This is a genomic window from Paracoccus binzhouensis (assembly GCF_016446475.1).
Taxonomy (GTDB): domain Bacteria; phylum Pseudomonadota; class Alphaproteobacteria; order Rhodobacterales; family Rhodobacteraceae; genus Paracoccus; species Paracoccus binzhouensis.
On sequence record NZ_JAEHFP010000076.1, the window covers coordinates 1 to 21,644 of the forward strand.

Here is a 21,644-nt window from a genome sequence, read left to right on the forward strand (position 1 = left end):
CCCGCCGGCGCCGCGCCCGAGGGCCAGCCGCCCGCCCCGCCCGCGGATGCACCGCAGCGCCAGGGCGCCCTGGACCCCGCGCAGCAGTTCGACATCGGCGCGCTGCGCGCGACGCTGACCGCGGCCGGCTACAGCAACCTGGGCGTGATCGCGCAGGACGGTCGGCGCATTCTTGCCCAGGCCGTCAATCCCGAAGGCGAGCCGGTTTCGCTGGAAATGAGCCCGCAGGGCCGGGTGATGCGGGAAATCAACCGCTAGCGCTCGCATTCTTCCGGCAAGAGGGCTGCCCGGCCATTCGGCGCGGCGGCCCTTTCGCGTCGGCAAATCCGATCAACTCTTGGCAAGAGCCCGCCATTCGCAGCGAAAAGGCTTGCCTGATCCGCGCGGCAATGCGAAATCCGCTCGGAATTTCTGGGCGTTCGCGCCCGAAGAACAGAGGTCGGTCGATGCGTCGTCGCGAATTTGTCATCTCTGCCGGTGCCGCCATGACGGCGGTCGGCGCCCTGTCCTCCTCGCTGGGGGCGGCGCTGGCGCAGGAGAGTCCCGGGACCGCCGCCCCCGAGGCCGCGCCGGTCGAGGCCGCGCCGCCCAAGCCCTTCGGTTTCGAGGACGTGGCGGCCATGGCCCGGGATCTGGCGTCCAAGGCCTACGAATACCGCGATGCCGAGCTGGTCGGCAGCTTCGCCAATCTGACCTATGACCGCTATCGCGGCATTCGCTTCCGCCGTGACCGCGACCCCTGGGCGGGCAGCCGCGATTTCGCGCTGGACCTGCTGCCGCCGGGGGTGATCTTCCACGAGCCGGTGGATATCAGCTTGGTGGACGATGGGGTGGTGATCCCGGTGCGCTTCGATCCGCACATGTTCGACTTCGACCCGGCGCAATTCCCCGACGGCGTCGATTACGAGACGCTGGGCAACATGGGCTGGTCGGGCTTCCGCCTGCGCGCGCCGCTGAACCGCCCCGACGTGATGGACGAGATCGCGGTCTTCCAGGGCGCCAGCTATTTCCGCGCCGTGGCCCGCGGCACGCTTTACGGCCTGTCGGCGCGCGGCCTGGCCATCGGCACCGGCAGCGCCGAGGGCGAGGAATTCCCAATGTTCCGCGGCTTCTGGATCCACAAGCCGGGCGAGCAGGACCGCTCGGTGCTGATCCATGCGCTGCTGGACAGCGAATCCGTCTCGGGCGCCTTCGAGTTCCGCATCACCCCCGGCGCCGAGACCGTCTTCGACACCCGCGTGGCGCTGTTCCCGCGCACCGACATGGGCAATGCCGGCATCGCGCCGCTGACCTCGATGTACTGGTTCGGGCCCACCGACCGCTCGCGCGTGGACGATTACCGGCCGGCCGTGCATGACAGCGACGGGCTGCAGATGCTGACCGGCGACGAGCAGCGGCTGTGGCGGGTGCTTTCGGGGCACAGCGCCCTGCAGATCTCGGCCTTCATGGACAACAATCCCCTAGGCTTCGGCCTGGCGCAGCGGGCGCGCGACTTCGAATCCTACAAGGATGCCGAGGCGCGCTATGAAAAGCGGCCCTCAGCCTGGATCGCGCCGCAGGGCGAATGGGGCAGGGGCACCGTCACCCTGGTCGAGATCCCGGTCGAGAACGAGTTCAACGACAACATCGTTTCGTTCTGGCAGCCGGCCGACCGGCTGGTGGCGGGCAATCGCTACGACTACAGCTACATCCTGACCTTTGCCGCCGAAGTGCCTGACAGCGCGCCGATTTCCCGCGTGGTCGAGACCATGTCCGGCAAGGCGGTCAACAATGCCAACGCCCGCACCTATGTGGTCGATTTCGACCTTGGCCTGTTCGGCGCCGAGAACCCGGTGCCGCAGATCCGCGCCTCGGCCGGCCGGATCGGGCACAGCTACCTGCTGCGCCTGCCCGATCAGCGGCGGATGCGGCTGGCCTTCGAATACCTGCCCGAGGGCGCCAAGCTCGCCGATCTTTCGGCGGTGCTGAACGGGCCGGAGGGTCCGCTGAGCGAGACCTGGATCGCCCGCTGGACGCGCGAGTGAGTGACGTGAGCGACATCCGCAGCCAGCCCGGCGCGCGTCCGGCCAGCCAGGCCGAGGCCCTGCCGCTTTCCGCCGACGAGGAATGGGAGGCGCTGGACCTGGGCCTGGATCCTGCCCGGGCACCGGCGACGCCGCCCGAGGCGCCGCTGGACATGCCCGAGCAGGATTTCCGCGCCCGCCCGCCGCTGGGGCCGGACAGCGGCGGGCCCTCGATCGGCACCATCGCCGCGCGGCTGGTGGCCTTCGGCGGCGCGGCGGCGATCGGCTGGTTCGGCTGGAAGCAGATGGTGCTGGCCTTCGGCACCAGCATGACCTTCCTGCAATCGGTGCTGCTGGTGCTGTTCGCGCTGACCTTCACCTGGGTCGGCTTTTCCTTTGCCTCGATGGTCTCGGGGCTGTTCGCGCGGCGGCTGCGCACGCCCAGCGGGCCGAACGACGCCCGCGTCGCGGTGATCATGCCGGTCTATCACGAGGACGCCGCCGCCACCGCCGGCCTGCTGGCGGCGCTGGCGCGCGATCTCTATCGCGTCGGCCTGGGCGAGCGGGCCGAGATATTCGTGCTCTCCGACAGCCGCGAGCCCGATGCCGTGCTGGAGGAAATGGCGGCGGTCAGCCGGCTGCGCGACATCTCCCCGGTGCCGGTCTGGTATCGGCGGCGGCGCAGCAACAAGGGCCGCAAGGCCGGCAATGTCGCGGATTTCGTCAGCCGCTGGGGCGGGCGCTACGAGCAGATGGTGGTGCTGGACGCCGACAGCATCGTCGGCGCCGCCACCATCAAGGCGCTGTCGGCGCGGATGAATGCCGACCCGGCCCTTGGCCTGATCCAGACCATCCCGATGCTGGTCGGCGGCCAGACCATCTTCGCCCGGCTGACGCAATTCGCCGGCCGCATCTACGGCCCGGCCATCGCCCGCGGCGTCGCCGCCTGGTCGGGCGACAGCGGCAATTTCTGGGGCCATAACGCGATGATCCGCGTCAGCGCCTTCGCGCAATGCTGCGGCCTGCCGGAACTGTCGGGCAAGCCGCCCTTCGGCGGCGCCGTCCTGAGCCACGATTTCGTCGAGGCGGCGCTGCTGCGCCGCGCCGGCTGGAAGGTGCGGCTGGACCACGACCTGCGCCAGAGCTTCGAGGGCTGCCCGCCGACGCTTCTGGACATGGCCGTGCGCGAGCGCCGCTGGGCGCAGGGCAACCTGCAGCACGCGCGGCTGATCTTCTCGCGCGGGTTTGCCTGGATCAGCCGGGTGCATTTCGTCATCGGCATCCTGGGCTTCCTGATGTCGCCGATCTGGCTGGCGATGATCCTGGTCGGGCTGGCGCTGTCGGCGAATGTGCTTCTGTCGCGGCCGGACTATTTTCCGCAGACCTACCAGCTGTTCCCGACCTGGCCGACCTTCGACCCGGTGCGGATGCTGTGGCTGTTCATCGCCGCCATGTCCTTCCTGCTGGTGCCGAAATTCATCGCCATCTTCCGCGCCTGGCTGCGGCCGCTGGCGAAGAATTCCGGCGGCAACGTGCGGCTTCTGGCCTCGGCCATGTTCGAGATCGTGCTGTCGGCGCTGATCGCGCCGGTGCAGATGCTGATCCAGACCCGGCAGATCTTCGAGATCCTGCGCGGCCGCGATTCCGGCTGGGAGGCGCAGGTCCGCGCCGGGCAGATGCCGCCCTGGGGCGTGGTGCTGCGCCGCCATGCCATCCATGTCGTCACCGGCACCGCGACCCTGCTGGTGCTGGCCTTCCTGGCGCCCTGGCAGCTGGTCTGGCTGTCGCCGATCCTGGCCGGGCTGATCCTGTCGCCCTTGACCTCGCGCTGGTCGGCCAGCCCGGTCTTCGGCCGCTGGGCCCGCCGCCAGGGCCTGCTGGTCACCCCCGAGGAGCGCGACCCGCCCGAGGTGCTGACCGCCGCCAACGCGCTGGATTTCCGCATCGCCGGCACGCTTCCGCGCGAGGGGCTGATGCTGCTGGGCCGCGACCCGGCGCTGCGCGCCCGCATCGCGGCGCTGCTGCCCGCGACCGCGCAGGCCCCTGTCGCCGAGCGGCTGGACGCCATCTCGGCCGAGGCCAAGATCGGCCATGCCGCCTCGCGCCAGCAGGCGCTGAGCTTCCTCAACCCGGCCGAAAAGCTGGCGCTGATCGAGAACCGCGCCCTGATCGACGCCTTCGCGAAACTGCCGCAATGAACCGTATTGCCGCCCTGGACATGCTGCGCGGCTATGCGCTGGTCTGCATCATGCTGGACCACATGCCGATCGGCCTGCTGCGCAACCTGACGCTGACCAACTTCGCCGTCTTCGACGCGGCCGAGCTGTTCGTGCTGCTGTCGGGCTTCCTGGTCGGCATGGTCTGGGTCAAGGTCGAGGCGCGCCAGGGCCGCCACACCGCGCAGCTGCGCTTCCTGAAGCGCGCGGCGCAGGTCTGGCTGGCACTGATCGCCGGCGCCATCCTGCTGGCGCTGTTCTCGGCGCTGCTGTTCAGGCTGCACATGAACCACACGGCCGTCTGGTTCCAGTATGCGCGCTGGATCCTGGAACATCCCATCGGCTATGTCGCCACGGTGGCGCTGATGTGGATGCAGCCGAACCTGCTGGACGTGCTGGCGCTTTACGTGCTGCTGATCGCCACCGTGCCGCTGACCGTGCCCTTCCTGCTGCGCATGCCCTGGGTGGCCCTGGCGGTCTCGGTGGCGGTCTGGTGGTTCGCCGCGCCGCTGAACGCGCTGATCCCGAACCAGCGGCCGGGTCCGGGGTTGCTGTTCAACCCCTTCGGCTGGCAGCTGCTGTTCTTCTCGGGCGTGGCCATGGGCGCGTTCCGCGACCGCATCATGCCGGTCCTGCAGCGTCATGGCCGGCTGCTGACCGTCGTCTCGGCCGGCGTGCTGCTGTTCAGCCTGACCGTGGTGACCAGCTGGAAGATCGGCGCCCCGGCCAAGCCCCTGACCGATGCCCTGCGCCAGATCACCGGCGGGATCGACAAGTGGTCGCTGGATTTCGCCCGCTTCGTCGCCATCCTGGCCGCCAGCTGGATCGTGGCGGTGCCGCTGGCCCGGCCCTTCGCCTGGATCGCGGGAACCCGGCCGGGCGAGGCGCTGGCCGAGATCGGGCGGGGCGGGCTTTTCTCGTTCATCGTCTGCGTGATGCTGTCGATCTGGGGCGATGCGCTGGACATGACCGTGCCCAAGGGCGGACCGGCCTGGTTCTGGCTGCGGCTGGCCATCGACATCTGGCTGATCCTGGCCTTCTGGGCTATCGCCGCCTTGTGGATGCGGCGCCAGGGCTGGCTGCCGCAATTGCGCGCGCGACTTCGGTTGGATTGACGCCCGACCGCTCGCCGCTCAATTTGGCGCGCAGGTCACGGAGGGACAGATGAAATCGGATATCGAGATCGCCCGGGCGGCGCGCAAGCAGCCCATCGCCCGGATCGCCGCCCGCCTCGGCCTGGCCGAGGGCGATATCCTGCCCTATGGCCATGACAAGGCCAAGATCAGCCATGCCTGCATCCGCGGCCTGGCCGGCCGGCCGCCGGGCAAGCTGGTGCTGGTCACGGCGATCAACCCCACCCCGGCCGGCGAGGGCAAGACCACCACCACCGTCGGCCTGGGCGACGCGCTGAACCGCATCGGCAAGCGCGCCAGCATCTGCATCCGCGAGGCCAGCCTGGGCCCGAATTTCGGCATGAAGGGCGGCGCCGCCGGCGGCGGCCATGCGCAGATCGTGCCGATGGAGGAGATGAACCTGCATTTCACCGGCGATTTCCACGCCGTCACCAGCGCCCACAACCTGCTGTCGGCGATGATCGACAACCATATCTATTGGGGCAATGCGCTGCGCATCGACCCGCGCCGGATCACCTGGCGCCGGGTGATGGACATGAACGACCGGGTGCTGCGGCAGATGGTGATCGCGCTTGGCGGCCCGGCCAACGGCTATCCGCGCGAGACCGGCTTCGACATCACCGTCGCCTCCGAGGTCATGGCGATCCTGTGCCTGGCCTCGGACCTGGACGACCTGCAGGCGCGGCTGGGCCGCATCGTCATCGGCCACACCGTCGACCGCCAGCCGATCACCGCGCGCGACCTGGGCGCGGACGGGGCGATGACGGTGCTCTTGCGCGATGCGCTGCAGCCGAACCTGGTGCAGACGCTGGAGAACAACCCGGCGCTGGTCCATGGCGGGCCCTTCGCCAATATCGCCCATGGCTGCAACTCGGTCATGGCGACGCGCACGGCGCTGGCGCTGTCGGATTACGTCGTGACCGAGGCCGGTTTCGGCGCCGACCTGGGGGCCGAGAAGTTCCTGGACATCAAGTGCCGCCTGGCCGGGCTGCAGCCCGACGCCACGGTGCTGGTGGCGACGGTGCGGGCGCTGAAGATGAACGGCGGCGTGGCGCGGGCCGACCTGGGGGCCGAGAATGTCGCGGCCCTGCAGGCCGGCTGCGCCAATCTCGGCCGCCATATGGAGAACCTGCGCCATTACGGCCTGCCGGTGGTGGTGGCGATCAACCATTTCTCGGGCGATACCGAGGCCGAGCTGGCGGCGCTGAGCGAATATTGCCGCGCCCATGGCGTCCAGGCGGTGCTGTGCCGGCACTGGGCCGAGGGCGGCGCCGGGGCCGAGGCGCTGGCCCGAGCCGTGGTGGCGCTGGCCGAGCAGCCGTCGGATTTCGCGCCGCTCTATCCCGACGACATGTCGCTGCGCCAGAAGATCGAGACGGTCTGCAAGCGCATCTACCGCGCCGCCGAGGTCGAGTTCCTGCCGCATATCATCGAGCGGCTGGAGGAATGGCAGGCCGCCGGCCATGGCCATCTGCCGGTCTGCATGGCCAAGACGCAATATTCCTTCTCCGCCGATCCGGCGGCGCTTGGCGCGCCCGAGGGCTTCACCATCCCGGTGCGCGAGGTGCGGCTCTCGGCCGGGGCCGGCTTCGTGGTGGCGATCTGCGGCGACATCATGACCATGCCGGGCCTGCCGCGCAACCCGGCGGCGCTGCGCATCGGGCTGGACGGCCGCGGCGACGTGCAGGGCCTGTTCTGAACCATGCGGGCGGGGTTTCCCATCGCGCTGCCGGGCATGGCGGTCGGGCTTCTGGGCGGCTCCTTCGATCCCGCGCATGAGGGCCATGTCCATATCACCGAGGAGGCGCTGCGCCGCTTCGGGCTCGACCGCATCTGGTGGCTGGTCAGCCCCGGCAACCCGCTGAAGGCGCATGGCCCGGCGCCGCTGGACCAGCGCATCGCCCGCGCCGAGCGGATCATGCACCACCCGCGGGTCGAGATCACCGGCATCGAGGCGCAGCTGGGCACGCGCATGACCCGCGACACCATCGCGGCGCTGCAGCGGCTTTATCCGGGCGTGCGCTTCGTCTGGCTGATGGGGGCGGACAACCTGGTGCAGTTCGACCGCTGGGACCGCTGGCGCGACATCGCGGCGCGGGTGCCCATCGGGGTAATCGCGCGGCCGGGCTGGCGGATGCCGGCCCGCTTCTCGCGCGCGGCGCGGATGCTCTGGGCGGCGCGCCTGCCCCAGGCGCAGGTCCGGCGCCTGGCCGCGGCCCGGCCTCCGGCCTGGGCGCTGATCAACGTGCCGCTGAACAAGCTCAGCTCGACCGCGATCCGGGCGCGGCGGCGGAAAGGAAAGACATGAACGCAATCTCGCGGCGCGGTTTCATCACGGGTTTCGGGGCCGGCTTCGGGATTGGGCTGGGCCTGCTGGCGCCCCGCCCGGCACCCGCGCAGGCCGTGCAGGCGCTGGCCCCGGCTTTAGACCCCGAGGCCCGCATCGCCGAGGCCGGGCTTGGCGGCGCGGTCGCCTATGCGCTGATCGACCCGGCCAGCGGCGCCGTGCTGGCCGAGCGCCAGGCCGACCTGGCCATGGCCCCGGCCAGCACGCTGAAATCGGTGACGGCGCTTTACGCGCTCGACCGGCTGGGGGCCGGGCATCGCTTCGCCACGCGGGTCTTCCGCGCCGGCAACATGCTGATCCTGGCCGGGGGCGGCAATCCGGTGCTGGACACCGACGCGCTGGACGCGCTGGCCGCCGCCACCGTCGCGGCCGAGAAGGGTTCGGGCCGCGGCGCGCCGGCAAGCTTCGCCGTCTGGGGCGGCGCCTTGCCGCGCATCGGCCGGCTGGACCCGGAGCAGGACGAGCATCTGCCCTACAATCCCTCGATTTCGGGCATGGTGCTGAACTTCAACCGCGTGCATCTGGACTGGCGGCGCGGCGACGCGGGCTATCGGCTGTCCCTGCAGGCGCGGGGCCGCAAGCTGTCGCCGCGGGCCTATACCGCCTCGATCACGCCGGTGGACCGGGCGCTGCCGCTCTTCACCTACGAGGCCGGCAAGCTGGAGCACTGGACCATCGCCCGCCGCAGCCTCGGCAAGGCGGGCAGCCGCTGGCTGCCGGTGCGCCGCCCCGAGCTTTACGCGGGCGACGTGTTCCAGACGCTGTGCCGGGCGCGCGGGCTGGTGCTGCCCAATCCCGAGGTGATCGAGCTTCTGCCCGAGGGGCAGGAGATCGCCCGCCACGACAGCCCGCCGCTCGACGAGATCATCCGCGGCATGATGGAATATTCCACCAACCTGACCGCCGAGGTGATCGGCCTGCAGGCCAGCGGCGCCGGCGATATCGGCAGCTCGGCCGCCGCCATGGCGGACTGGCTGCGCGGGCGGGGGATCGCGGCGGGTTTCGCCTTCCATGACCATTCCGGCCTGTCGCCAGAAAACCGCGTCACCGCGCGGATGATGGCACAGCTGCTTGCCGGGCCGGGCCAGGCGCGGGGACTGCGCGGGCTGATGAAGACCATCCCGCTGCGCGACGCGCAGGGCAAGCGCAAGCAAAGCGACATCGTGATCGCGGCCAAGACCGGCACGCTGAACTTCGTCTCGAACCTGGCCGGCTACGCGCAGCGCGAGGGCGGGCGCACGCTGGCCTTTGCCATCCTGACCGGCGACGAGCCGCGCCGCGCCGCCAGCGCGGGGCAGGAACTGCCCGAGGGCGTCACGGGCTGGACCAGGCGCTCGAAACGCCTGCAGCAGGCGCTGATCGAGGATTGGCTTGCCCGCTTCTGACCCTCTTCGTTCACCAAATACTTATGGGACGGCACCACCGGCGCAGCGCCTCACGTCAGGGCAGGCGGTGCCGGGCGCGGGCTGCCAGCTCGATGGCCGCGGCATGCAGCCGGTCGATGTCGAGCTGGTCGCGGATCTCGGCCAGCATCTCGGCCTCGATCTCGCCCAGCCGGCCGTCGGAGGCCGCCACGTCGCAGGCCAGCACATAGGCGGTGTCGTAAAGCTTTTCCGGCAGCGCCTCGCGCACCAGGCCGAACAGCGCGTCCAGCCCGTCCTCTTCCTCGAACAGGCTCAGCACGGTCTGCGACACGGCGCGGATGCGGTCGATGTCGTAATTGGCGAAGACCGGCGTGTGGTTCACCGCCCGCTCGATGGCCAGAAGCTCGGCGGTGCGCGGGTTCTGGTCCGAGGCCGAGACCCCCACCATCACCGCGACCAGCGCGTCGCAAGGCGAGAACGAGGGGACATTGTCGGTCATGGCAAATCTCCGTGGCTGTCCGGCGAAATTATTGACCATTCCGGCCCGTTTCAATACGGGGGAAGGCCTAAGCTATGGAGACCCGAACCATGACCGCCCTGCGCGACGCCGCGATGACATCCAAGGCCTGGCCCTTCGAGGAGGCCCGCCGCGTGCTGAAACGCTATGAGAAGAAGGACCCGGAAAAGGGCTATGTGCTGTTCGAGACCGGCTACGGCCCCTCGGGCCTGCCGCATATCGGCACCTTCGGCGAGGTGGCGCGCACCACCATGATCCGCCGGGCGTTCGAGATGATCTCGGACATCCCGACGCGGCTGTTCTGCTTCTCGGACGACATGGACGGGATGCGCAAGGTTCCCGACAACGTGCCCCAGCAGGAGATGCTGCGCCAGCACCTGCAGGAGCCGCTGACCACGGTGCCGGACCCGTTCGGCGAGTATGACAGCTTCGGCGCGCATAACAATGCCATGCTGCGCCGCTTCCTCGACACCTTCGGCTTCGAATACGAATTCATCAGCGCGACCGAGTTCTACAAGTCCGGCCGCTTCGACGCGACGCTGCTGAAGGCGGCCGAGCAATATGACGCCATCATGCAGGTGATGCTGGCCAGCCTGCGCGAAGAGCGGCAGCAGACCTATTCCTGCTTCCTGCCGATCAGCCCCAAGACCGGCAAGGTGCTTTACGTGCCGATCAAGCATGTCGATGCCAAGGCCGGCACCATCACCTTCGACGACGAGGACGGGCAGGAGCTGACCCTGCCGGTCACCGGCGGCCATGTGAAGCTGCAATGGAAGCCCGATTTCGGCGCCCGCTGGGCGGCGCTGGACGTCGATTTCGAGATGTATGGCAAGGATCATTCCACCAATACCCCGATCTATGACGGCATCTGCAAGATCCTGGGCGGCCGGCCGCCCGAGCATTTCACCTATGAGCTGTTCCTGGACCAGCACGGCCAGAAGATCAGCAAGTCCAAGGGCAACGGCCTTTCCATCGACGAATGGCTGACCTATGCGGCGACCGAGAGCCTGAGCTATTTCATGTTCCAGAAGCCCAAGACCGCCAAGCGGATGTATTTCGACGTCATCCCCAAGGCGGTGGACGAATATCACCAGCAGCTGCGCGCCTATCCCGGCCAGACGCTGGACCAGCAGCTGGCCAACCCGGTCTGGCATATCCATGGCGGCCAGGTTCCGGAATCGGACATGGTGGTGCCGTTCCAGATGCTCTTGAACCTCGCCTCGGTGGCCGGGGCCAAGGACAAGACCGGGCTCTGGGGCTTCATCCGCCGCTATGCGCCCGATGCCAGCCCCGAGACCAATCCGACGCTGGATGCGGCCGCCGAATTCGCCGTGCGCTATTTCAACGATTTCGTGGCGCCGACGCGGGTGTTCCGCCAGCCTTCCGAGATCGAGCGCCGGGCGCTGGAGGATCTGGCCGGCCGGCTGGCGGCCTGGGAGCAGCCCGCCGATGCCGAGGCGCTGCAGACCATGGTCTTCGCCATCGGCCGCGAGCACGGGTTCGAGCCGATGAAGGACTGGTTCCAGGCCCTCTACCAGGTGCTTCTGGGCGCCGACCAGGGGCCGCGATTCGGCGGGTTCATCGCGCTTTACGGCGTGGACGAGACCCGGACGCTGATCGAGCGCGCGCTGGCCGGCGAACTGGTGGCAGAGCCAACCACCTGATCTGGCGCAGGAATTTCATGTTGCGCGCGGCGGCGTTGCCGCGCGCGCAGGGTTAACGGCCGGTTAACGCGACATTGCCAGAGTCCTGACAGACCGCGCGGGCATCCGCCTCGCATGATCTGGATGAGGGAGAATTTGGGATGACCATCGCGATTATCGGCAACCAGTCACTGATGCCGCGCGCCTTCCGGCTGGGGCTGAATCAGTGGTCCCAGACCGATGGCCGCGCCGGGTCCCCGACCTGGGCGGGGGCGGCGAACGCGGCGATCGTCCCGGCGGACGAGGATTTCGGCAGTTGCCTCGAGATCCTCAAGCTCGAGGCGGTGACCTCGATCCGCTACATGCAGCGCACGCCGATCAATCCGGGCAGCTATCTGCGCATCTCGGCCCGGGTGAAGGCCATCGCCGGCAACCTGCCGCAGGTGCGCATCGCCGGCTTCGCCGGCAATGCCGCGGGCGAGAATGTCGCGGGGGTGACGCAGGTCGGCCCGGCGGTGGCGCTGCCCGGCTATGGCCAGGTGGTCGAGGTCTCGGCCGTCGTCGGCACCGGCCGGCGCGAGGGCGTGGACATGCCCTGGGGGCGCAACGCCACCTTCGGCCATTTCGGCCTGGACCTGACCGGCGACAACAACGGCTCGATCCGCATCGAGAGCGTGGTGATCGAGGACGTGACCGCGGCCTTCGTGCCGGGGATGCTGGACTGGGTCGACGTACGCGATTTCGGCGCTTTCGGCGATGGCGTGACCGATGACCGCGCCGCGTTCGTCGCTGCCGACCAGGCGGCCGACGGGCGCGGCATCCTGGTGCCCGAGGGCAGCTATTTCATCGGCTCGGACCTGAGCATCGCCTCGCCCATCCGCTTTGCCGGCACGCTGCGCATGCCGCGCGCCGCCCGGCTGGCGCTGATGCGCAGCTTCGACTTTCCCAGCTATGCCGCCGCCTTCGGCGACGAGACCGAGGGGCTGAAGCGCGCCCTGCAGGCGCTGCTGGGCTTTACCGATCATTCGGTGCTGGACCTGCGCGGGCGGGTCGTGCATCTGTCCGAGCCGATCACCGTTGCCGGCGCGGCCCCGGGCATGACCAGCTTTGCCAACCGCCGGGTGATCGCCAACGGCCAGATCAGCATCGTCCCCGGTCCGGCCTGGGATACGGCCACGGCCACCTCGGTCGCGACCTACGACCCGGACCGGTCGCTGACCCTGTCCGGGGTCGGCAATGTCGCCAATATCGAGATCGGCTCGCGCGTGATCGGCAACGGCGTCGGGCGCGAGGTCTATGTGCGCGACAAGAACGTGGCCCAGGGCACGCTGACCCTGTCGAACCCGCTGTTCGGGGGGGCGGGGACGCGGAGCTATACCTTCGAGCGCTATCGCTATGCGTTCGATTTCGCGGATATGGAGCATCTCAGCCGCCTGAACTTCGACGATATCGAGTTCCTGCTGGACGGCAATGCCAGCGGTGTCATGCTGGCCAGGACCGGCACCATGAACTGCTTCCGCGACTGCTATTTCACCCGGCCGAAGGATCGCGGCATCACCTCGATCGGGTCCTGCTGCCAGGACCTGCTGGTCGATCGCTGCCAGTTCCTGTCCAACGAGATGAGCGATCTGGCGCAGAACCGCAAGACCGTCGCCATCAACATCAACAACAACGACGCCAAGATCCGCCACAGCCGCTTCATCCGCTTCGCGCATTTCGCGGTGATGAACGGCGGCGGCCACATGATCGAGGGCAACCACTGGTTCCAGGGCGACAATGCCCAGAACGGCGTGCGCTTCGGCGGGCTGATCCTGACCCAGACCAACGTCCAGGCGACGATCACCGGCAATTATATCGACAACTGCTCGATCGAATGGACCAACGAGCATGACCCGCGGCCGGATTTCGAGGGCGAGGAATATTCCTTCGGCGGGCTGACCATCACCGGCAACACCTTCCTGGCCTCGAACACGACGCTGGGCTTCAACTGGCTGGTGGTGAAGCCCTATGGCAGCGGGCATTTCATCCACGGCCTGGCGGTGATGGACAATGTGTTCAAGTCGCTGGTGAACAAGATCACCCGCATCGACAAGGTGGACACCACCTTTGCCGACCTGAACTATCAGCGCATGCGCAACATCCAGTTCCAGGGCAACATGTTCAACGGCGTGAACACCTATGTCGCCAATCCGGTGGACATCAGCCACAGCCAGGCCACCGCCTCGAACCGCTGGCTGATCACGGTGGATAAGGCGCTGCCCTTCAACGGCTGGGTGCGCAATGTCGAATCCATCGTGGCGACCAGCGCCATCACCAATTCCGCCAATGCCCGGGTCGGCGAGATGCCCTGGGTGCAGACCCAGCTGGCGGCCAACGAGCGCCAGATCGCGCTGAACTGGAGTGCGGCTGTGCGCGGCTCGGTCAGCCTGCGGGCGCGGATGGACAACCCGGACTGAGGGTCGTTTGCGGCCTGCTCCCGAGGCCCCCGGCGAATCACCCCGCCGGGGGTTCCAGCATGTCGGCGGGCAGCAGCCTGAAGGCCTGGCCGAAGCCGGCATTCAAGAGACCCGACAGCGGCTCGATGCGCCAGAAGCGGAAATCCGGCAGGTCTAGATAGACCCTGGCCTTGGGATCATGCGCCAGCCAGCGGGCGCGGCGGGTTTCATCCGGCGCGGCCAGCACGGCGCGGCCGAGGATCGACAGCCGGGCATGGGTCATGGCGTCGCCTCTGGCCGGCTCGGCCGCGACCAGCAGCCCGGCGCGCGGGTCGGCGGCCAGGGCGCGCGTATGCGCCGCCAGCCCCGACAGCAGGGCCAGCGGCGTGCCGTCCGCGTCGGCCTGCAAGGCGATGCGGGTGACCAGCGGCACGCCGGTTTCGGGATCGAGCGTACCCAGGCTGGCATGGCGCGCCCCCGCCAGCAACTGCCGGGCCAGCGCGCGGGCCTCATCCGTGGTTTCGCGAATCGGGTCCGGTTTCATGGCGCCATGCTGCGCCGGTCCCGGCCCGGCCGGCAACCGGATTTTCAACAGGATTTGTCAGGCACTTGCCGCCAGTTCCTCGGGGCGCAGCGCGCCGGGGAAATGGCAGGCGGTCAGGTGCCCGTCGCCCAGAAGCGCCGGCCGCTCGGCGGCGCAGAGGGCCTGCGCGCGCGGGCAGCGGGTGCGGAACACGCAGCCCGAGGGCGGGCTCATCGGCGAGGGCAGCTCGCCCCGCAGCGGGATCATCCGCTTGTCGCGTTCCAGCTGCGGATCGGGGATCGGCACCGCCGAAAGCAGCGCCTGGGTATAGGGATGCTGCGGATCGGCATAGAGCGCCTGCGACCCGGCCAGCTCCATTACCCGGCCCAGATACATCACCAGCACCCGGTCGCTGATATGCTTCACCACCGAGAGGTCATGGGCGATGAAGATCAGCGCCAGTCCCAGGTCGCGCTGCAGCTCGTCCAGCAGGTTGATGACCTGGGCCTGAATCGAGACGTCCAGCGCCGAGACCGGCTCGTCGCAGATCACCAGTTTCGGCTCAACGATCAGCGCCCGGGCGATGCCGATGCGCTGGCACTGGCCGCCGCTGAATTCGTGCGGATAGCGGTTGATCTGGTTCGGAAGCAGGCCGACGCGGTCCATCATGTCCTTGACGCGGCGCCTGACCTCGTCGCGGCCCAGGCCCTTGTGATGGGTGGTCAGCGGCTCGGCGATGATCTGGCCCACGGTCATGCGCGGGTTCAGGCTGGCCAGCGGATCCTGGAACACCATCTGGATCTGGCTGCGGTATTTCAGCATCTGGCGCGGCGACAGGCCGATCAGGTCGGTGCCGTCCTGCCAGATCGCCCGGCCGGTCGCCGGGACCAGGCCGGTCAGCGCCCGCGCCAAGGTCGATTTGCCCGAGCCGGATTCGCCGACGATGCCCAGCGTCTCGCCCGGCATCAGAGTGAAATCCACCCCGCCCACGGCATGCAGCAGGCGCGACTTGGCCCAGGGCAGGGCGCCTTGCGCGGGAAGCTGGAAGGTGACGCGCAGGTCGCGCGCCTCGATCAGCGGCTTGGCGGTCATGGCTTGGCCTCCTGAAGTATCCCGGCCGGCGCCTCCTCGAGGTCGGCGGCGGCGGGCTCGGGCAGGTCGGGCTGCGGGGCATGGCCGGCGCGCACCGTGGCAAGGCCGGCATGGCAGGCGCGCTCGCGCCCCGGCGCGAAGGCGTCGAGCGGCGGCATGGTCTCGCAAGCCGGCATGGCATAGGCGCAGCGCGGCGCGAAGGGACAGCCGGGCGGCGGGTTGGTCATGTTGGGCGGGCTGCCGGGAATGGCGGTCAGCCGCTCGCCCTTCTGGTCCACGCGCGGGATCGCCGCCAGCAGGCCCTGGGTATAGGGATGCGCGGGGTCGGCGAAGATCGGTCCGACCGGCGCGCGCTCCATCACCCGGCCGCCATACATGACCATCACCCGCTCGCAGGCACCGGCGACCACGCCGAGGTCATGGGTGATCAGGATCATCGCCATGCCGAATTCGCGTTGCAGATCGGCCAGCAGCTGCATGATCTGCGCCTGCACGGTCACGTCCAGCGCCGTGGTCGGCTCGTCGGCGATCAGCAGGTCCGGACGGCAGAGCAGCGCCATGGCGATCATCACCCGCTGCCGCATGCCGCCGGAAAACTCGTGCGGATAAAGCCGGATGCGGCCGCGCGCGTCGGGGATCTTCACCGCGTCGAGCATACGTGCCGCCTCGGCCACGGCCTCGTGCTTGCCCAGGCCCTTGTGCAGCATCAGGACCTCGGCCATCTGGTCCGAGACGCGCATATAGGGGTTCAGGCTGGTCATCGGGTCCTGGAACACCATGGCGATGCGGCGGGCGCGGATGCGGTTCAGCACCTTGGGCGGGGCGTTCAGGATCTCGGTGCCGTCGAAGCGAACCGAGCCCGTGGCGCGGCCGTTCCGCGCCAACAGACCCATGATCGAGAACGCCAGTTGCGACTTGCCCGAGCCGCTTTCGCCGACGATGCCCAGGGTCTGGCCGCGCTCCAGGTCCAGGTCGATGCCGTTGACGGCCGAGACCTCGCCGTCGGTGGTGGCGAAGCGCACGGCCAGGTCGCGGATTTCCAGCAGCGCCATGTCAGCGATCCTTCGGGTCCAGCGCATCGCGCAAGCCGTCGCCGACGAAGAAGAAGGCGAACAGCGTGATGCAGAAGAAGAACAGCGGAAAGGCCAGCTGCCAGAGCGTGCCATAGTTCATCGTCCCCGCGCCCTCGGAGATCAGCGCCCCCCAGGAGGTCAGCGGCTCCTGCACGCCGAGGCCCAGGAAGCTGATGAAGCTTTCCGACAGGATCATCAGCGGCACCAGCAGCGTGGCATAGACCGCGACCACGCCCATCAGGTTCGGCACGATATGGCGCAGGATGATCCGCCATGCCGGGACGCCGGTGGCGCGGGCGGCCTCGATGAATTCGCGGTTCTTCAGGCTCAGGGTCTGGCCGCGCACGATGCGGGACATGTCCAGCCAGGAAATCAGGCCGATGCCCAGGAACAGCATGGACATCGAGCGGCCAAAGACCACCAGCAGCAGGATCAGCACGAACATGTAGGGGATCGACATCAGCACATCGACGGCGCGCATCATGATGCCGTCGGTGCGGCCGCCGACATAGCCGGCGGTGGCGCCGTAAAGCGTGCCGACGACGACCGCGATGCCGGCGCCGATCAGCCCGACCATCAGGCTGACCTGGGTGCCCTGCACCGTGCGCGAGAACAGGTCGCGGCCCAGGTCGTCGGTGCCGAAATAATGCCCGTTCGACCAGCTCGGCGCGCCGAGCTGCGCGGCCTGGCCCATGATCGCGAAGTCCATCTCCTCGTTCGACCAGGCGGCCAGCTGGCTGCCGAAGATCGCGAACAGCCCGACCAGGACCAGCACCACCAGGCTGACCATCGCGGCCTTGTTGCGGCGAAAGCGGCGGCGGGCATCGGCCCAGGGGCTGCGGCCCCTGACCTCGGGCTGGGCCAGGCGGGCGGCCAGCGATTGCATCTGACGGCTGTCGATCATGGCTCAATACCGGATCTTCGGGTCGATCCAGGCGTAGAGCACATCGACCACGAGGCTGAAGAGAATGGTCAGCGCCCCGACGAGAATGGTGATCCCCATCATCACCGCATAATCGCGGTTCAGCGCCGAATCGACGAAGCTGCGGCCGATGCCGCCGGTCGAGAAATACATGTCGATCACCACCGAGCCGGTGATCATGGTGACGAAGGCCGGCCCGAGATAGGAGATCACCGGCAGCATGGCGGGCTTGAGCGCATGGCGCAGGATCACCGCGCGCTCGGGCAGGCCCTTGGCGCGGGCGGTGCGGATGTGGTTGCTGCCCAGCACCTCGAGCATCGAGCTGCGGGTGATGCGCGCGATCGAGGCCATGAAATGCGTGGCCAGCGCCACCACCGGCATGATCCAGTAGACCGGCCCGCCCCAGCCGCCGCCCGGCAGCCAGCCCAGCCACAGGGTAAAGACCAGCACCAGCAGCGGCGCCATGACGAAGTTCGGCAGCACCTGCGCGCCGATCGAGACGCCGACGGCCAGATAGTCCATCCAGCTGTTCTGCCGGATCGCCGCGGCGACGCCCAAGCTGACGCCCACCGCCACCGCCACGACGAAGGCGATGCCGCCATAGGTCAGCGTCACCGGGAAGCCGGCGGCGATGATCTGGTTCACCGAACGGTCGGGATAGACGAAGCTGGGGCCGAAGTCGAAATGCGCGACGATCCCCCAGACATAGTTGACGATCTGCCGCCACAGCGGATCGTCAAGCCCGTATTTCGCGTTCAGGTTGGCCAGCACCTGCGGCGGCAGGGCGCGTTCCTGCGTGAAGGGGCCGCCGGGCGCGGCGTGCATCAGCAGGAAGGAGACGACGATCAGCAGAAGCAGCGTCGGGATGGCGACCGCGAGCCGCCGCAGGATGAAGCCGAACATGCGCAGGTTCCCAAGGAGACAGGTGCCGGACAGGATCGGAGGGGCGGCCGCGCGGCCGCCCCCGGGACTTACTTCTGGATGCGGTAGATGTCCTTGGCATACCAGTCGTTCATCACGTTCTCGGTCGGCAGGCCCTTGATGTCGTCGCGGATCATGTCGACCTTGGCGTATTGATAGATCGGCACCAGCGGCATGTCCTCGGCCAGGATCTTCTCGGCCGCGGTGTATTGCTCGTTCGGATCGTCCGAGGTCTTGGACTCGTCCATCAGCTTGTCGAATTCCGGGTTGGAATACTTGCCGTAATTCATGCCCGTGCTGCGGAAATAGTCGAGGAAGGTCGAGGCCTCGTTATAGTCGGCGCACCAGGCATAGCGGGCCATCTCGAAATCCTGCGACTGCATGCGGTCGGTATGCACCTTCCATTCCACGTTGTTCAGGGTCAGCTCGACGCCGATCTGCTTGTAGAACTGCTGCGCGGCGACGGCGATCTTCTTGTGGTTCTCGTCGGTATTGTATTGCAGGGTCAGCTTCAGCGGCTTGTCGGGACCGTAGCCGGCCTCGGCCAGCAGGGCCTTGGCCTTTTCCAGCCGCTCGGCCTGGGACCAGGAGGCATAGTCGATCTCGGGCATCTGGAAGCCCTCGATGGCCCAATGCGTCCAGTTATAGGCCGGTTTCTGGCCGCCCTGCAGGATCTGGTTCACCACCACGTCGCGCTGCATGGCATAGCTCAGCGCCTTGCGCACCCGCACGTCCTTCAGCGCTTCGGGACCCTTGTCGCTGACGTTGAACAGATAGGCATAGGTGCAGGAATAGGGGATCGAGACCGCCTGGTCGGGGAATTCCTTCTCCAACCGCGGATATTGCCCGGCCGGGATCTGCACCCGGTCCAGCTCTCCCGCCTGATAGCGGGTCAGGGCGACGTTGTTGTCGTTCACCGTCAGACCCTTGATATGCTCCATGATCACATTGTCGGCGTCCCAGTATTCCGGGTTCTTGTCCATGCTGATCTGCACGCCTAGGTCGTGGCTTTTCAGCACATAGGCGCCGTTGCCGACCAGCTTGCCGGCCTCGGTCCAGTTGTCGCCCTCGGCCTCGATCACCTTCTGGTTGACCGGGAAGGTCGAGGCATGCGTGACCATCTTGGGGAAATAGGGCGTCGGCGTGGTCAGCCTGACCTCCAGCGTGTGGTCATCGACGGCCTTGACGCCCAGCTCCTCGGGCTGCTTCTCGCCCTTGACCACCGCGGTGGCGTTCTCGACGTTCATCAGTTCCATGAACCAGGCGTATTCGCTGGCCGTAGCCGGATCGGCCAGCCGCCGCCAGGCATAGACGAAATCATGCGCGGTGACCGGGTCGCCGTTCGACCATTTCGCCTCGGGACGCAGGTGGAAGGTATAGGTCCGCTTGTCCTCGGACAGGTCGAACGACGAGGCGACGCCGGGGACCGGCGCGCCCTTCTCGTCCTCGTTCAGCAGGCCCTCGAACAGCTGGCGAATGATGTCCGAGCCTTCGACATCGGTGTTCTTCTGCGGGTCGGCGGTCTTGATCGCGTCCAGCAGCCAGAAGGTATAGGACTGGTTCTCGGCCAGCTTCTCGCCCTCGGCGGGCTTGGCGGCCAGCGCCGGCAGGGCCATGCCTGCAACCAGCGCGGTGGTCAGGAACAGTCGGGTCATGGGGCACCTCTCTGATATGTCATGGCGCGGTTCTTGCTGTCTCTTGCCGCGCGGATGATCGAAATTGAGCGCAAAACCTGTAAGACAGCAAGTGAGATTTCCGGCTTTCGCAGCGCCCGCCCATGTGAAACAACACAGGCATGAGCAATGTTCCGCGCGTCATCATGGTCACCGGCGGCGCCCGTTCCGGCAAGTCTGCGCTGGCCGAATCCATCGCGGCCCGCCACGAGGGGGCGCGATTCTACATCGCCACGGCCGAGGCCCGGGACGACGAAATGACGCAGCGTATCGGCCGGCACCGCGCCGGGCGCGGCCCGGACTGGCAGACGGTCGAGGAGCCGCGCGACCTGGCCGATGCGTTGGCGCGCACCGACGGGCAGGGGCCGCGGCTGGTCGATTGCCTGACGCTGTGGCTGTCGAACCTGATGGCCGGTGGGGATGATCCCGGACCGCAGGTCGGCGCACTGTGCGAATTGCTGCCCGCACAGCGAAGCCCGGTGGTGCTGGTGACCAACGAGCTGGGTCTGGGCATCGTGCCCGATAACGCGCTTGCCCGCCGCTTCCGGGACGAGCATGGCTGGATGAACCAGGCGGTCGCCCGGGTCGCGGACGAGGTCTGGATGGCCGTCAGCGGCCTGCCGCTTCGCCTGAAACCGCAGAAAGGGACATCTTGAAAGAGTTCGACGAGAACGCCGCCGCCGCCGCCCGCGACCGCCAGGACCAGCTGACCAAGCCCCCCGGTTCGCTGGGCCGGCTCGAGGAGCTGGCGGTGTTTATGGCCGGCTGGCAGGGACGCGAGCGGCCGGTGATCGAGCGCGCGCAGGTGCTGGTCTTCGCCGGCAATCACGGTGTCACCGCGCAGGGCGTGAACCCGTTCCCGGTCGAGGTGACCGCCCAGATGGTCGAGAATTTCCGCAACGGCGGCGCAGCGATCAATCAGCTGTGCCGGCTGGCCGGGGCCGGGTTGCAGGTGATCGCGCTGGACCTGGACCGCCCGACCGGCGACTTCACCCGCGGCATGGCGATGGAGGTCGACGAGCTGGTCGCCGCCATCCAGACCGGCAAGAACGCCGTGGACCCGCAGGCCGACGTGATCCTGCTGGGCGAGATGGGGATCGGCAATTCCACCGTCGCCGCGGCGCTGGCGGCGGCGACCTTCGGCGGCAGCGCCGCGGATTGGGTCGGTCCCGGCACCGGCGCCGATGACGAGGTGCTGGCCCGCAAGATCGCCGCCGTCGAGACCGGGCTCAAGCGTCACAAGGGCGCGGCCACGGCGGCCTCGATCCTGGGCAGCTATGGCGGGCGCGAGCAGGCGGCGATCTGCGGCGCGGTGATCCGGGCGCGCGAACTGGGGATTCCGGTCATCCTCGACGGGTTCATCTGCTCGGCGGCGGCGGGCGTGCTGCTGGTGAACGACAAGAATGCGCTGGACCATTGCCTGATCGGCCATGAAAGCGCCGAGCCGGGCCATCGCCGCCTGATCGCGGTGATGCAGAAGAAGCCGGTGGTGACGCTGGACATGCGGCTGGGCGAGGGCTCGGGCGCGGCGGTGGCGCTGATGATCCTGCGCGCGGCGCTGGAATGCCATAACGGCATGGCGACCTTTGCCGAGGCCGGGATTGGCTAGGCTTGCGGCTGAAGCGGTGCTGGCGCTGGTCTGGCTGACCCGGCTGCCGGTCGGCCGCTGGCTGCCCGCCGCACCGCCGCCGCTGGCGCAGGCGGCCTGGGCCTTTCCGCTGGCCGGGCTGGCGGTCGGGCTGGCCGGTGCGGTCGTGCTGGGCCTGGCCGTCCTGGCCGGGC

17 protein-coding genes and 2 pseudogenes are annotated in these 21,644 nt (G+C 68.4%); 12 read left to right on the forward strand and 7 right to left on the reverse strand.

The annotated features are described in order from the left end of the window. The 7 genes and pseudogenes from I9P22_RS16175 to I9P22_RS16205 all read left to right on the forward strand — a co-directional run. Nucleotides 1-258: pseudogene (locus tag I9P22_RS16175) on the forward strand (hypothetical protein); the annotation flags it as partial. A gap of 227 nt (nucleotides 259-485) precedes the next feature. Then, nucleotides 486-2,024 carry a glucan biosynthesis protein gene (locus tag I9P22_RS16180; RefSeq protein ID WP_233253437.1) on the forward strand — a complete coding sequence of 513 codons (1,539 nt, stop codon included), beginning with the start codon at nucleotides 486-488 and terminating at the stop codon, nucleotides 2,022-2,024. Continuing rightward, nucleotides 2,021-4,201: a glucans biosynthesis glucosyltransferase MdoH gene (gene mdoH / locus I9P22_RS16185; RefSeq protein ID WP_199260541.1), complete on the forward strand. Its 2,181-nt coding sequence runs from the start codon at nucleotides 2,021-2,023 to the stop codon at nucleotides 4,199-4,201. Before I9P22_RS16180 ends, mdoH begins: the two co-directional genes overlap by 4 nt. Continuing rightward, nucleotides 4,198-5,334 carry an OpgC domain-containing protein gene (locus I9P22_RS16190; protein WP_199260542.1) on the forward strand — a complete coding sequence of 379 codons (1,137 nt, stop codon included), beginning with the start codon at nucleotides 4,198-4,200 and terminating at the stop codon, nucleotides 5,332-5,334. The genes mdoH and I9P22_RS16190 overlap by 4 nt, the downstream gene beginning before the upstream one ends. 49 nt (nucleotides 5,335-5,383) lie before the next feature. Further along, nucleotides 5,384-7,051 carry a formate--tetrahydrofolate ligase gene (locus tag I9P22_RS16195; protein ID WP_199260543.1) on the forward strand — a complete coding sequence of 556 codons (1,668 nt, stop codon included), beginning with the start codon at nucleotides 5,384-5,386 and terminating at the stop codon, nucleotides 7,049-7,051. A 3-nt stretch (nucleotides 7,052-7,054) separates the two neighbouring features. After that, complete coding sequence (locus tag I9P22_RS16200) at nucleotides 7,055-7,660, forward strand: nicotinate-nucleotide adenylyltransferase (RefSeq protein WP_199260544.1); 606 nt, start codon at nucleotides 7,055-7,057, stop codon at nucleotides 7,658-7,660. After that, a complete protein-coding gene (locus I9P22_RS16205; protein ID WP_199260545.1) occupies nucleotides 7,657-9,084 on the forward strand; it encodes a D-alanyl-D-alanine carboxypeptidase/D-alanyl-D-alanine-endopeptidase in 1,428 nt (475 codons plus the stop codon). The genes I9P22_RS16200 and I9P22_RS16205 overlap by 4 nt, the downstream gene beginning before the upstream one ends. Before the next feature lie 55 nt (nucleotides 9,085-9,139). Here the strand turns inward: I9P22_RS16205 and I9P22_RS16210 are convergent, their stop codons facing one another. Beyond that, nucleotides 9,140-9,562, reverse strand: a complete 423-nt coding sequence (locus I9P22_RS16210; RefSeq protein ID WP_199260546.1) for a tellurite resistance TerB family protein — start codon at nucleotides 9,560-9,562, stop codon at nucleotides 9,140-9,142. Between the two features lie 89 nt (nucleotides 9,563-9,651). Here I9P22_RS16210 and I9P22_RS16215 point away from each other — a divergent pair, with 89 nt between their 5' ends. Both I9P22_RS16215 and I9P22_RS16220 read left to right on the forward strand, forming a co-directional pair. Beyond that, nucleotides 9,652-11,244 (forward strand): lysine--tRNA ligase, encoded by a 1,593-nt coding sequence (locus tag I9P22_RS16215; RefSeq protein WP_199260556.1) that lies wholly within the window; start codon nucleotides 9,652-9,654, stop codon nucleotides 11,242-11,244. Nucleotides 11,245-11,384: 140 nt separating this feature from the next. Further along, the gene (locus I9P22_RS16220; protein WP_199260547.1) at nucleotides 11,385-13,679 is read left to right on the forward strand and encodes a glycosyl hydrolase family 28-related protein; all 2,295 of its coding nucleotides are present in this window, start codon (nucleotides 11,385-11,387) and stop codon (nucleotides 13,677-13,679) included. 37 nt (nucleotides 13,680-13,716) lie between these two features. On the opposite strand, the gene I9P22_RS16225 is transcribed toward I9P22_RS16220, so the two are convergent. The 6 genes from I9P22_RS16225 to I9P22_RS16250 all read right to left on the reverse strand — a co-directional run bounded on the left by I9P22_RS16225 (nucleotide 13,717) and on the right by I9P22_RS16250 (nucleotide 19,844). Beyond that, the gene (locus tag I9P22_RS16225) at nucleotides 13,717-14,202 is read right to left on the reverse strand and encodes a HugZ family pyridoxamine 5'-phosphate oxidase (RefSeq protein ID WP_199260548.1); all 486 of its coding nucleotides are present in this window, start codon (nucleotides 14,200-14,202) and stop codon (nucleotides 13,717-13,719) included. Between the two features lie 57 nt (nucleotides 14,203-14,259). Further along, a complete protein-coding gene (locus I9P22_RS16230; protein WP_199260549.1) occupies nucleotides 14,260-15,273 on the reverse strand; it encodes an oligopeptide/dipeptide ABC transporter ATP-binding protein in 1,014 nt (337 codons plus the stop codon). Beyond that, nucleotides 15,270-16,325: an oligopeptide/dipeptide ABC transporter ATP-binding protein gene (locus tag I9P22_RS16235; protein ID WP_199260550.1), complete on the reverse strand. Its 1,056-nt coding sequence runs from the start codon at nucleotides 16,323-16,325 to the stop codon at nucleotides 15,270-15,272. The genes I9P22_RS16230 and I9P22_RS16235 overlap by 4 nt, the downstream gene beginning before the upstream one ends. 1 nt (nucleotide 16,326) lies before the next feature. After that, nucleotides 16,327-17,250, reverse strand: a complete 924-nt coding sequence (locus I9P22_RS16240; protein WP_199260551.1) for an ABC transporter permease subunit — start codon at nucleotides 17,248-17,250, stop codon at nucleotides 16,327-16,329. A 3-nt stretch (nucleotides 17,251-17,253) separates the two neighbouring features. Then, the gene (gene oppB / locus I9P22_RS16245; RefSeq protein WP_199260552.1) at nucleotides 17,254-18,171 is read right to left on the reverse strand and encodes an oligopeptide ABC transporter permease OppB; all 918 of its coding nucleotides are present in this window, start codon (nucleotides 18,169-18,171) and stop codon (nucleotides 17,254-17,256) included. 68 nt (nucleotides 18,172-18,239) lie between these two features. Beyond that, nucleotides 18,240-19,844 carry a peptide ABC transporter substrate-binding protein gene (locus I9P22_RS16250; RefSeq protein ID WP_199260553.1) on the reverse strand — a complete coding sequence of 535 codons (1,605 nt, stop codon included), beginning with the start codon at nucleotides 19,842-19,844 and terminating at the stop codon, nucleotides 18,240-18,242. Nucleotides 19,845-19,984: 140 nt separating this feature from the next. On the opposite strand from I9P22_RS16250, the gene cobU reads away from it, so the two are divergent. From cobU to I9P22_RS16265, 3 genes and pseudogenes are all read left to right on the forward strand, one after another. After that, entirely contained in the window at nucleotides 19,985-20,518 is a 534-nt protein-coding gene (cobU, locus tag I9P22_RS16255; protein ID WP_199260554.1) for a bifunctional adenosylcobinamide kinase/adenosylcobinamide-phosphate guanylyltransferase, read from the forward strand. Continuing rightward, nucleotides 20,515-21,471 (forward strand): nicotinate-nucleotide--dimethylbenzimidazole phosphoribosyltransferase, encoded by a 957-nt coding sequence (gene cobT / locus I9P22_RS16260; protein WP_199260555.1) that lies wholly within the window; start codon nucleotides 20,515-20,517, stop codon nucleotides 21,469-21,471. Before cobU ends, cobT begins: the two co-directional genes overlap by 4 nt. Beyond that, nucleotides 21,464-21,644 (forward strand): annotated as a pseudogene (locus tag I9P22_RS16265) (adenosylcobinamide-GDP ribazoletransferase); the annotation flags it as partial. The gene cobT and the pseudogene I9P22_RS16265, both read left to right, overlap by 8 nt.